The sequence below is a fragment of the Streptomyces sp. NPDC002265 genome, assembly GCF_040296125.1.
Classification (GTDB): domain Bacteria; phylum Actinomycetota; class Actinomycetes; order Streptomycetales; family Streptomycetaceae; genus Streptomyces.
This window is the reverse complement of record NZ_JBEOWS010000094.1, coordinates 16,525-27,419: the sequence shown is the minus strand read 5'-3', so window position 1 is coordinate 27,419 and position 10,895 is coordinate 16,525. Positions and strand designations below refer to the sequence as shown.

Here is a 10,895-nt window from a genome sequence, read left to right as displayed (position 1 = left end):
GCCGTGCGCAGGCCGAGGGCCGGCACCAGGTCGAGCAGGCTGCCCCAGCCGGGATCCTCGACGGCGACCGTGTCGCCGGGCTTGAGGTGCGCGGCGAGCACCCGCTCCACCGCGTCCAGCGAGCCGGAGGTGACGGCGACCGGGCCGTCCGGCACGCCGTCGGCGTCCAGGTCGGCCCGCGCGGCGCAGGCCAGCCCGGGCTCCACGGGATCGTCGCCGTACAGCACCGGATCCCGGTCGCCCTGCGCGGCGGCCGCGCCGAACGCCGGGGCGAGTGGCGGCAGCAGCGCCGGGTCCGGGTTGCCGTCGGACAGGTCGCGCACGCCCTCCGGGACCTCCACCCGAATCTGGTCCCGTCCGGTGGTGGCCGGTTTGGCCCGCACCCGGCTGCCCCGCCGCCCGGCGGTCTCGATGACCCCGCGCTCGCGCAGGGTGCGGTAGGCGGCCGCGACGGTGTTCGGGTTCACCCCGAGCGCCTCCGCCAACTCCCTCATGGGTGGGAGCAGTTGACCGGGACACAGCTCGCCGTCGCCCACCGCGCGCTCCACACTCGCCGAAATCTCCGCCGCACGCCGACCCTGGATCGGATATTCTCCTAGCACAAAGCCAATTATGCACTAGTACAATGGAGAACGCCATGCAGGGGACCCGGCAGACACCGTCGGAGCCAGCCGCCTATCAGCCGACCGACCGCACGGTCCCCACCCGCTCCCCGGACCGGGCCTCGTACGACCCGGAGGTCGTGCACGCGATACTCGACGAGGGCTACGTCTGCCATCTCGGCTTCGTCCGCGACGGCGCGCCCGTGGTGCTGCCCACGCTCTACGCGCGGGTCGGCGGGCGGCTGTACGTGCACGGCTCGACGGGCTCGCGTCCGCTGCGGATGACCGGGCAGGCCGACCCGGGGCTGCCGGTGTGCCTGACGGTCACCCACGTCGACGCCCTGATCCTGGCCCGCTCGGCGTTCCACCACTCGATCAACTACCGCTCGGTGGTGGTGCACGGCATCGCCCACGACGTGACCGACCCCGAGGAGAAGCGGCAGGCCCTGGACGCCCTCGTCGACCACGTCGTACCGGGCCGCGCGGCCGACTCCCGGCCCGCGAACAAGAAGGAACTGGCCGCCACCGCCGTGATCCGCCTGGACCTCGACGAGGTCTCCGCCAAGCTGCGCACCGGCGGTGTGAACGACGAGCCCGAGGACCTCGGCCTGCCCCACTGGGCGGGTGTGGTGCCGCTGCGCAAGGGCTACGGCACTCCGCTCGCGGATCCCGCTCTGGCCCCCGGCACCGCGGTCCCCGACTACCTGACGGACCTGTGATGCTGATCCACCCCTGGGACGCACCGCGCGACGACGCCGAGTGGCAGGGCTGGCTGGCGGCCCACGACTTCGGGCAGCTCGCGGTGAACGGCCTGCCCGGCGAGCCCCCGCACGTCCAGCCCCTGCACTTCGCCTACGACCCCGGCCGCGGCGAGGCCCTCACCCACCTGGCCCGTCCCAACCCGCTGTGGGAGGCGCTGGAGACGGACCCGGAGGTGGTGCTGAGCGTCGTCGACGACTACGTCTTCGTGCCCGGCCCCTGGCAGGCGGCACCGGACGGCCCCGCCGAGCACGGCACTCCGACGAGCTTCTACGCGGCCGTCCAGCTGCGCTGCACGGCCCATGTCGTGGACGATCCGGCCGACAAGGCCGAGCTGCTGAACCGGCAGATGGGCCACTTCCAGCCCGAGGGCGGCTCCGCGCCGGTGGCGGTCGGCGCGGAGCCGTACGGCCGTCGGCTGTCCGGTATCCGCGGGATCCGGCTGGAGGTGACGGGCGTACGCGCGAAGTTCAAGTACGCGGGCCGGCACACCGGCGAGGTCCGGGAGCGGATCGCGGACCGGCTCGCGGCCCGCGGCGGCCCGGGCGACCCGGCGGCCCTCGCACACCTGCTGCGCCGAGGGACGGACTGACATCCGGGTCCGGACGCCGAGCGGCCGCGCGCCGTCCGGACCCGCGCCCCTCAGGCCGTGGCCGGTGCCGTGGCGCCCCGGGTCTCCGCCAGGGCCAGCCCGGTGACCGAACCCAGCATCAGCAGGGTGCCGACGACGGTCGCGAGGGTGAGACGTTCGCCGAGCAGGGCGACCGCGAGGACCGCCGCCCCGACCGGCTCGAGGAGCATGACCACGGAGACCGTCGCGGAGCGCACGACGGCCGCGCCCGCGAAGTACAGGGCGTACGCGAGGGCCGTGGGGACGGCCGCGATGTACGCCACCAGCCACAGGGTCCGCAGCGGTTCGGCGGTGTGCGGGACCAGACCCTGGGCCAGCGCGAACGGCAGCAGGCACAGGCTGGTGACCGCGAACGCGCCCACCGACGTAGCGGCCGCGTCCGCTCCGCCGTCGCGGCCCCACCAGCGGGTGAACAGGGTCATCGTGCTGTAGCCGGCGGCCGAGACCAGCGCGAGGAGCACCCCCGCCGGACGCACGGTCGTCTCGCCGCCCCAGGCCACGAGCACGGCGAGCCCGGCGAGCGCCCCCGCGACGGCGGCGAGCCCGGCCCGGCCGAGCCGCTCCCCCATGGTCAGCCGCGCGCCGAGCGCGATGAGGACCGGACCGGCGCCGAGGGTGACGACCGTGGCGACGGCGAGACCGGTCGCGGACACGGCCGCGAAGTACGTGGTCTGGAAGACCGCGAGCCCCAGCCCGGTGACCCCGGCGCGCAGCACCTTGGACCGCAGGGGCAGTGCCGCGGCCACGGCGGCGCGGGCCGGCCTCGGGCGCAGCCGACGGGCGGCGAGCAGCAGGACGAGCCCGACGGCGCAGCGCCAGAAGGACAGGGACACGGCGCCCAGGTCACTGGACCGGTAGACCAGTGAGGCGGCCGCGCCGGCCGTGCCCCAGGCGAAACCGGCGACGATCAGATAGAGCAGGCCTCGCCCGACGGGCAGGCCGGAAACAGCTGTGGACATGCGTTCTCTCCGCAGACGCGCAGCGACAGTGCGCGGAAGTTCGGGAAAGGACCCCGGCTCTGCGGGGTCCGCGGACTTCGTCTGCGGGCAGCACCGTCTCGCCCGGCGGCATGCCGGGCGGGAACGACGGAAAGGCCCGCCTCAGGCGGCCGGGGGCGGAAGAACGAGTGCGTCCAAAGGCATGATCCGCACCTTATGCCACCGGTTCGCGGACGGAAAGTTCCCGTTCCGGCAGGCCGCCCGCCACCGGCTCCGCCGCGCCCTTGGCGGGCGTCGACGACTGCGCGATGAACGCGCCGACCAGCACCAGCGCGCCGCCCGCCAGCTGCGGGGCGGAGAGGTGCTCGCCGAGCAGCACCCAGGCCAGGACGGTCGCGATGACTGCCTCCAGACAGGCCACGACACCGGCGACCTGCGGGGAGAGACGGCGCACGGACAGGACGCCGGTGATGTACGCGACCACCGTGGCGACGAGCACGATCCAGGCCAGCAGCACCCAGGCCGCGACCGGGGTGCCGTCCATCCGCGCGGTGTGCGTGAGCACGGACCAGTCCATGGTCCAGGGCCGGGCCACCACGGTCAGCACGGCGGCGCCGCCGAGGAGGCCGTAGGCGATCACGCCGAGCGGGTCGGGGGCGTCGTCCGCGGAGTCACTGCCCTGGTCGGCCAGGACGAAGTAGCCGACCTGGCAGCAGGCGGCACCGAGCGCGAGCAGCAGTCCGAGGGCGTCGAAGCTCAGCCCCGACCACACCTCGACGACGCAGGCCAGCCCGCCGGCCGCGAGGACCACACCGACCGCCGCGGCGCGGGTCACCGGCCGCCGCTGCACGAACCGCACCCAGCCGAGCACCAGGGCGGGCGCGAGGTACTCGACCAGCAGCGCGACCCCCACGGGTATCCGGGAGAGCGCGGCGAAGTAGCAGGCCTGGACGCCGGCCACGGCGAGCAGCCCGAACCCGGCGAGCAGCGCGGGGCGGCGGCGTACCAGCGCACGGTGGCGCACCGCCAGCGGCACCATCACCAAAGCCGCTCCGGCGACCCTGAGCCACACCACGTGAAGGGGGTCGAGGCCTGCCTCGATCAGCGGCTTGGCCGCGACCCCGGATCCGCCGAAGGCCAGCGCCGAGGCGATCGCGAGCCCCAGTCCGGCGCCCTTGCCGTGACCGGTCGGACTGCTGTCTGTCATATGCACCGGCACATGATTACAGGCGACGACATGAGCGTCACCCCCCATGGCACCTGTCTCACCGGCTGGACGTGCCCGCGGCCGCCGCGGGGACACCCGCCGTCACCGGCCCTCCTCGGCACCTCCGTGGTTCGCGGGGCCCTCGCGGTGCTCCGCGCCGGCTTCGATGCGGGCGGTGATCTCGCGGTGCTCCGCGCCGCCGTCGATGCGGGCGGTGATCTCGCTCGGGTCGAGTCCGGCGCGGACCAGCACCTCCACGGCGCGTGCCCGGGGGTCGACGAGGATCGCCGCGAGGAGGTCGACGCAGCGGGGCGGCTCGTCGCCGCGCGTACGGGCGCGCGTCCAGGCGTGCTCCACGGCGCCCGCGGCCAGCGGCGAGAGCCCTTCGACCGCCGCCCGCGGCATCACCGGCCGGAGCGGCCCGGAGTCCTCGGCCCCCTCCTGCCAGCGCAGGCCGTAGCCGATGCTGCGCTGGACGAGATAGCCGAGCAGCCGGGCGAGCCGCGGCCCCTCGCCGAAGACGGCGCGCGCCTCGGAGTCGCTCTCCAGCACCGAGTGCAGCAGATGGGCGGTGTCGATGTGGCGGTCCCCGTCCCGCAGAGCCCTGCGCCGGGCACCGGCGACCACCGCCGCGAGCTCGGCGCCGAGTCCGGCCTCGCCGTCGGCACGGCTGTCCCGGTCGCCGGCGCGGAGGTCCTGGGCGCCGGTGGACTGACGGGGAATTCGGGGTTGCACAGGTCCCAGCTCATCAGCCCCGGCGGATCCGGGCATCCCCGGTGCGAAGCATTTTCGCGTCCCACGCAAAGTGGACGAGGCGGGCCGGAATCTCCTCCCCAGGGATGAGATCACGCCGTTCGCCGCACGACGGCGCGCGCCGCCTTGCCTCGCGCTTCCCCGGTGGAGCCCGCCTCCACACTTCCTGACGGTTCATCAGTATTGAATGTTCGGGACCCTGGGACTACGTTCCGCGACACCACAGCCCGACACGAAGAGGTGGTCGCATGGCCGAAGTCAGCGCGGAGGCACGTATCCAGGCCTCCGCGGAGAAGGTGTGGTCACAGCTCACGGACTGGTCCGCCTACGGCGAGTGGAACGCGACCCACACCAGCTTCCCCAAAGGCGGGCCCGAGACGCTCGAAGTGGGCGCCACGTTCCAGGAGAACATGAAGCTGATGGGCTTCCCGGCGGAGGTCGAGTGGACCGTCGAGGAACTGGAGCCGGCCCGCGTCCTCGCCATCCGCGGCAAGGGACCGATGGCGGTGACCGTCGCCACCCGGTACACGCTCACCCCCGACGGCGACGCCACCACGCTCCGCATGGACGGCGAGTTCACGGGCGCCGCCGTCTCGCTCATGGCGGGCAAGCTCAAGGACTCGGCGACGGCGGCGCTCGACGAGTCGCTGCGCAAGCTGTCCGGGCTGGTGACCTGAGGACATCCGCACCCGGGCGCCCCCGCGGAGCGTTCCGCCGGGCGCCCGGATCGTCGTGCCGCCATCGGTCCCGCATCGGTCCCGCCGCCGGTCATGCGGCCAGTCCTGCGTCAGCACCGCCGCCCGTCCTGCCGTCCGTCCTGCCGTCAGTGCTCGTCGGCGAGGATCAGGTAGAGCTTCTTGCGGGCCTCGTTGATCACCGTGAGCGCCTTCTCGCGCTGCTCCTTGCTGCCGGTCTTCCAGACCTGCCCGAAGGCTTCCATCAGCCCGAAGCCGGCCTGGCGGATCTCGCTGAGAGCCTCCCAGTCGACTCCGCGCGAGGCCTCCTCCCAGGGCGCGTCGGCGCCCTCCTCGGCGGCCGTGCGGCCCTGCTCGGTGAGCGCGAACAGCTTCTTGCCGCCCTCGGTCTCACTGGCGATCAGGCCTTCGTCCTCCAGCAGCTGGAGGGTCGGGTACACCGAGCCGGGGCTGGGCTTCCACGCCCCGCCGCTGCGCTCGGCGATCTCCTGGATCATCTCGTAGCCGTGCATGGGCCGGTCCTTGAGCAGGGCCAGGATGGACGCCCGTACGTCACCTCGCCGGGCCCTCCCCCTGGGCCCGCCGCGCCCTCGCCCGCCCCAGGGCCCGCCGCCCGGCCCGAAGCCGGGGCCGCCGGGACCGAAGCCCGGCCCACCGGGGCCGAACGGCCCGAAAGCCGCGCGCCGCCCCTCGAAACCGCCCCGGCCGCGCCGGGCGGCGTCGTCCTGCCGATGTCCACGCTCGAATCCATGGGAACGCATCGCCATCACTCCATCCAGTCGTTGATCTGTCGCGATGCCTCAACGATATATCGGAAGATTGTTGCCGACAAGCCCCCCTCCACCATGGGACTGCTGTCGTGCCGTGGAACTGCCGCTCACCCTGGGACAGTTGCTGCGCCCTAGGGCTGTTGTGCACTGTGCGACTGCTGGTACGACACGGCGCTAGGCTCCCGCCATGTCGATCACCGCCGGATTCACGTGCTCCTGCTGCGGCGAGCACCAGACCGAATCCCCCCTGAGCTACTCGGCCACGGCCCCCGACGTCTGGGGCCCCGCCTTCGAGACCGATCCCGACTCGCTGCTGACCTCCGACCGGTGCGTGATCCGGGGGCTGCACTTCTTCGTCAGGGGCCTGATCGAGATACCGGTGATCGGCAGCGACCACGTCTTCACCTGGGGCGTCTGGGTCTCGCTGAGCAGGGAGAACTTCAACCGCGCCGTGGAGGTGTGGAACACCCCGGGCCGCGAGGCCGAGCGGCCCTACTTCGGCTGGCTCAGCACCGAGCTCGCGCTCTACCCCGAGAGCACCACCGACCTGAAGACCAACGCCCACACCCGGCCGGTCGGCCGGCACCACGTCATCGAGCTGGAGCCCACCGACCACCCGCTCGCCGTCGAACAGCGCAACGGGATCACCCGGGACCGGGTGCGCGAGATCGCCACGGCCGTGCTGCATCCGGCCTGAACGACCGCGGTGGAAGGCGTCGCCCCGTCGCGCACCGGCCGCCCCGCACCGGTCCAGTCGGTCCAGTCGGTCCGGATTGGCCTTGGCCGCGGGGCCACGCGGCCAACTACCGTCGTGACATGCGTATTCGTATCGTCGACGCCTTCACCGACCGCCCCTTCGCCGGCAACCCGGCCGGGGTGCTGATCCTCGACTCCTTCCCCGACGACGGACGCCTCCAGAACGTGGCCATGGAGGTCAACCACGCGGAGACCGCCTTCGCCCACCCCCTGCCGCCGGGCGGCGAGGCGGACTGGGCGCTGCGCTGGTTCACCCCGGTCACCGAGGTCGACCTGTGCGGCCACGCCACACTGGCCACGGCCCACGTCCTGCACACCACGGGCGCCCACACCGGCCCGGTACGGTTCGCCACCCGCAGCGGTGTCCTCGTGGCCACGCCCGGCGAGGACGGTTCGTTCACCCTGGACTTCCCGACCGCGCCGCTCACCGCGGTCGCCCTGCCGGACGGCGTCGCGCAGGCGCTCGGCGCCGAGCCGCTCACCGCCTTCGACACCGGTCCGAACATCGGGGACCTGCTGGTCGAACTCCCCGACGAGAAGACCGTGCACGCCCTGCGGCCGGACCACAAGGCGCTCGGCGCCCACTCCCGCCGCGGGATCATCGCCACCGCCCGCGCCGAGAACCCCGCCCTGGGCTACGACTACGTCTCCCGCTGCTTCTTCCCGAACGTCGGCATCGACGAGGACCCGGTCACCGGCAGCGCCCACACCGCGCTGGCGCCGTACTGGTCCGAGCGCCTCGGCCGGCCAGCCCTCACCGGCCTCCAGGCCTCGCCCCGCACCGGCCGGGTCCGTACCGAGGTACGCGGCGAGCGCACCCTGCTCGGCGGCCGCGCCGTCACCGTCATCGAGGGCGAGCTGCTCGCCTGGTGAGTCCGGCGGGACCGGGGTGGCCCGGCCGGCCGCTCAGGCCGTCGGCAGCCACCCCACCTTGCCCGCCAGCAGGGCGTAGCCGACGAACGCCCCGATGTCGAGCAGCGAGTGCGCCACCACCAGCGGACCCACCCGGCCCCAGCGACGGTAGAGCCAGACGAACACCACGCCCATCACCATGTTGCCGATGAACCCGCCGATGCCCTGGTAGAGGTGGTACGAGCCGCGCAGTACGGCGCTGCCCACCAGCGCGCTGCCCGGGGTCCAGCCCAACTGCCCCAGCCGGCGCAGCAGATAGCCGACGACGATGACCTCTTCCAGGATCGCGTTCTGCATCGCCGAGAGGATCAGTACCGGAAACTTCCACCACACGTCGGGCAGCGCCTCGGGCACCACCGTGAGGTTGAAGCCGAGGCCGCGCGCCGCCAGGTAGAAGGCGATCCCGGCGCTGCCGATCACCGCCGCGACGCCGGCCCCGCGGCCCAGGTCGGGCCAGGGCCGGGTGCGGTCGAAGCCGAGGGTGCGCAGCCGCTCGCCCTCACGCATCAGCAGGTGGGCGACAAGGGCGACCGGCACCAGGGCCGTGGCGATCCCGAAGAGCTGCCAGGCGAGGTCCAGCCAGGGCCGGCCCGGCGCGGCCGAGGCGTTGAGGGTGGCCGCCTGGTCCTTCAGTCCCCCCGGTTTGGTGACCGAGCCGACGAAGCTGATCAGTGCGGCCAGCGCGCTCGCGCCGAGCGACAGCGCCAGCACGAGCAGCGTCTCGTCGCGGAGCGTCCGCCGCGAGGGCCGTTCCGACGGATATGCCTCGGCCACCGTGCCTGCCTCCACCTGCACCCCTGCCTCCTGTCGACGGTCGTCACAGCTTGCCCGATCGGCATGGAGAGGTCGCGGCCGACCCCCCGCGCGGGCGCCCGCGGCGCCCGTCGGCACGGGGTCCGGCCCACGTGTGCGGGGCTCGGCACACGGATACGGGCCCGGACCACGCGTACGCGGCCCGGGCCCGAAGGCGAACGACGGACGGCCGACGGCGGAGCCGCCCGGCCCCGTCAGCCCAGCGGCACCGGCTCCGGCAGCCCCACCGGCCAGCTGTGCACCGGTTCGCCCAGCAGGGTCAGCTCGCGGTACCGCCGGGTGGTCGCGGCGAGCGCGGCCTCCCGGGACAGTCCCGTCTCCAGGGCCCGGTGGAAGGTGGCGGCCTGCCAGGAGGCTCCGTTGGTCCGCCGCCGGCAGCGCTCCTCGATCACCCCGAGGTACAGATCCCGGTCGGCGGGATCGACACCCCACGCGTCGAGACCGGCCTCGGCCAGCGGCAGCAGCTCGTCGCGTACGAGGCCGACGGCGTCGACCTGCGTCGTACCGCCCAGCCGGCCGCGCCGCGGCCATTCGAGGCGGGCGTCGATGCCGTACCGGCACGCGGCGTCGAAGTTGGCCGCGGCCGCCTCGAACGGCAGCCGGGTCCACACCGGCCGCGAGTCCTCGGCCAGCGCGCGCACGACACCGTAGTAGAAGGCCGCGTTGGCCAGGACGTCCGTGACGGTGGGACCGGCCGGCAGCACCCGGTTCTCCACCCGCAGATGCGGGAGGCCGTCTGCGATGCCGTAGACGGGGCGGTTCCAGCGGTACACCGTGCCGTTGTGCAGGACGAGTTCGCCCAGCTTCGGGATGCCGCCCGCGTCCATGACGTCGAGCGGGTCCTCGTCGGCGCAGATGGGCAACAGCGCCGGGAAGTAGCGCAGGTTCTCCTCGAACAGGTCGAACGCCGAGGAGATCCACCGCTCGCCGAACCAGGTCCGCGGCCGCACCCCCTGCGCCTGCAACTCGGGCGGACGGGTGTCGGTGGACTGCAGGAACAGCGGGGGCCTCGACTCCCGCCACAGCTCACGGCCGAACAGGAAGGGCGAGTTGGCGCCCACGGCGATCTGCGCGGCGGCGACCGCCTGCGCGGCGTTCCACACGTCGGCGAACCGGCCCGGGGTCACCTGGAGGTGCAGTTGCACGGAGGTGCAGGCGGCCTCGGGAACGATCGACTTGGATGTGCAGGTCAGTCGCTCGACGCCCTCGATGTCGAGCGCGAAGTCCTCGCCCCTGGCGGCCACGATCTGGTCGTTGAGCAAGGTGTAGCGATCGACGGCGGAAAGATTGGAGGACACCAGGTCGTCCCGGTCGAGGGTCGGCAGAATACCGATCATCACGATTCCGGCGTCGAGCTCGCCCGCTTTCCGGTCGGCATATGCCAGTGACGTACGGAGTTCCTCGGCGAGCCGGTCGAATACCCGCCCGCCCAGCCGGTGTGGGGCGATGTTGACTTCCAGATTGAACATGGCGAGTTCTGTTTGGAAATCGCGGCTCGCGATGCGTTCGAGTACCTGCGCATTGAGCATTCTCGGCATGCCGTCGGCACCGAGAAGATTCAGTTCGATCTCCAGCCCCATGAGGTTCTTCGGGCGATCGAACCGCTTCTCCGCCAGAAGCCGCTCCAGCCCCGCCAGACACCGCCGGAGCTTGTCGCGGTAGTGCTGGCGATCGGACAGATCGAACCGACCTGCCACGACCTTCTCCCCCATGGAAGGGTCCCTCCTTGTCGGGCGACTCCCTGGTTCCGGGCCGCCGGTGTCCGGGGTCAGGTGGGATGATGCCCAGCGAAGGCGATCGATAACGCCCCCGCTGGGCCGGACAGCCGCTACATTGGTCGGACGTGACCGGCGGCACATTCACGGGGCATAAAACGGCGTGCACTTTCGGGTACCCCGCGCTCCTCGTGAAAAACGCCGACGACAATTGGCCGACCGCCGCGTCGACATAAGCCGAGGTCACCGCCTCGCGGCAGGCTCGGAATCGGGATGATTACCGCGTACCGCCGACTGAATGAACCCTTGCCGAAACCGCTGGAAACGGCTAGACGAATCACAGG

At 72.8% G+C, this 10,895-nt stretch carries 12 protein-coding genes; 5 read left to right on the top strand and 7 right to left on the bottom strand.

Features of this window, described 5'->3' with window-relative positions; translation table 11 throughout:
- Positions 1–602 (bottom strand): GntR family transcriptional regulator (locus tag ABT085_RS18515; RefSeq protein ID WP_351608485.1); only part of this gene is annotated, 602 nt, incomplete at its 3' end.
- A gap of 35 nt (positions 603–637) precedes the next feature.
- Between ABT085_RS18515 and ABT085_RS18510 the strand changes: the two genes are divergently transcribed.
- Together ABT085_RS18510 and ABT085_RS18505 are read left to right on the top strand one after the other, a co-directional pair.
- Entirely contained in the window at positions 638–1,321 is a 684-nt protein-coding gene (locus ABT085_RS18510; RefSeq protein WP_351608505.1) for a pyridoxamine 5'-phosphate oxidase family protein, read from the top strand.
- Positions 1,321–1,953: an FMN-binding negative transcriptional regulator gene (locus ABT085_RS18505; protein WP_351608483.1), complete on the top strand. Its 633-nt coding sequence runs from the start codon at positions 1,321–1,323 to the stop codon at positions 1,951–1,953. Before ABT085_RS18510 ends, ABT085_RS18505 begins: the two co-directional genes overlap by 1 nt.
- A 50-nt stretch (positions 1,954–2,003) precedes the next feature.
- Here the strand turns inward: ABT085_RS18505 and ABT085_RS18500 are convergent, their stop codons facing one another.
- The 3 genes from ABT085_RS18500 to ABT085_RS18490 form a co-directional block, all read right to left on the bottom strand.
- Complete coding sequence (locus ABT085_RS18500) at positions 2,004–2,951, bottom strand: DMT family transporter (protein ID WP_351608481.1); 948 nt, start codon at positions 2,949–2,951, stop codon at positions 2,004–2,006.
- Between the two features lie 193 nt (positions 2,952–3,144).
- Positions 3,145–4,149, bottom strand: a complete 1,005-nt coding sequence (locus ABT085_RS18495; protein ID WP_351608499.1) for an EamA family transporter — start codon at positions 4,147–4,149, stop codon at positions 3,145–3,147.
- A 90-nt stretch (positions 4,150–4,239) separates the two neighbouring features.
- Positions 4,240–4,872, bottom strand: coding sequence for a Clp protease N-terminal domain-containing protein (locus ABT085_RS18490; protein WP_351608479.1), 633 nt, complete (start codon positions 4,870–4,872; stop codon positions 4,240–4,242).
- A gap of 266 nt (positions 4,873–5,138) precedes the next feature.
- Between ABT085_RS18490 and ABT085_RS18485 the strand changes: the two genes are divergently transcribed.
- Complete coding sequence (locus ABT085_RS18485; protein WP_351608476.1) at positions 5,139–5,567, top strand: type II toxin-antitoxin system Rv0910 family toxin; 429 nt, start codon at positions 5,139–5,141, stop codon at positions 5,565–5,567.
- Positions 5,568–5,713: 146 nt separating this feature from the next.
- Here ABT085_RS18485 and ABT085_RS18480 read toward each other — a convergent pair whose 3' ends face one another.
- The gene (locus ABT085_RS18480) at positions 5,714–6,346 is read right to left on the bottom strand and encodes a PadR family transcriptional regulator (RefSeq protein ID WP_351608473.1); all 633 of its coding nucleotides are present in this window, start codon (positions 6,344–6,346) and stop codon (positions 5,714–5,716) included.
- 196 nt (positions 6,347–6,542) lie between these two features.
- Between ABT085_RS18480 and ABT085_RS18475 the strand changes: the two genes are divergently transcribed.
- Complete coding sequence (locus tag ABT085_RS18475) at positions 6,543–7,052, top strand: DUF2199 domain-containing protein (protein WP_351608471.1); 510 nt, start codon at positions 6,543–6,545, stop codon at positions 7,050–7,052.
- Between the two features lie 119 nt (positions 7,053–7,171).
- Positions 7,172–7,984 (top strand): PhzF family phenazine biosynthesis protein, encoded by an 813-nt coding sequence (locus ABT085_RS18470; RefSeq protein WP_351608468.1) that lies wholly within the window; start codon positions 7,172–7,174, stop codon positions 7,982–7,984.
- Positions 7,985–8,017: 33 nt separating this feature from the next.
- Here the strand turns inward: ABT085_RS18470 and ABT085_RS18465 are convergent, their stop codons facing one another.
- The gene (locus ABT085_RS18465; RefSeq protein ID WP_351608466.1) at positions 8,018–8,818 is read right to left on the bottom strand and encodes a CPBP family intramembrane glutamic endopeptidase; all 801 of its coding nucleotides are present in this window, start codon (positions 8,816–8,818) and stop codon (positions 8,018–8,020) included.
- 212 nt (positions 8,819–9,030) lie between these two features.
- Positions 9,031–10,548 carry a glutamate-cysteine ligase family protein gene (locus tag ABT085_RS18460; RefSeq protein WP_351608464.1) on the bottom strand — a complete coding sequence of 506 codons (1,518 nt, stop codon included), beginning with the start codon at positions 10,546–10,548 and terminating at the stop codon, positions 9,031–9,033.
- Positions 10,549–10,895: the final 347 nt, after the last annotated feature.

Bases quoted from the DNA above. Each gene is read 5' to 3' on its own strand.
- ABT085_RS18480 (WP_351608473.1), bottom strand. From the start codon at position 6,346: ATGCGTTCCCATGGATTCGAGCGTGGACATCGGCAGGACGACGCCGCC.
- ABT085_RS18505 (WP_351608483.1), top strand. From the start codon at position 1,321: ATGCTGATCCACCCCTGGGACGCACCGCGCGACGACGCCGAGTGGCAG.
- ABT085_RS18470 (WP_351608468.1), top strand. From the start codon at position 7,172: ATGCGTATTCGTATCGTCGACGCCTTCACCGACCGCCCCTTCGCCGGC.
- ABT085_RS18460 (WP_351608464.1), bottom strand. From the start codon at position 10,548: ATGGGGGAGAAGGTCGTGGCAGGTCGGTTCGATCTGTCCGATCGCCAG.
- ABT085_RS18475 (WP_351608471.1), top strand. From the start codon at position 6,543: ATGTCGATCACCGCCGGATTCACGTGCTCCTGCTGCGGCGAGCACCAG.
- ABT085_RS18510 (WP_351608505.1), top strand. From the start codon at position 638: ATGCAGGGGACCCGGCAGACACCGTCGGAGCCAGCCGCCTATCAGCCG.
- ABT085_RS18500 (WP_351608481.1), bottom strand. From the start codon at position 2,951: ATGTCCACAGCTGTTTCCGGCCTGCCCGTCGGGCGAGGCCTGCTCTAT.
- ABT085_RS18485 (WP_351608476.1), top strand. From the start codon at position 5,139: ATGGCCGAAGTCAGCGCGGAGGCACGTATCCAGGCCTCCGCGGAGAAG.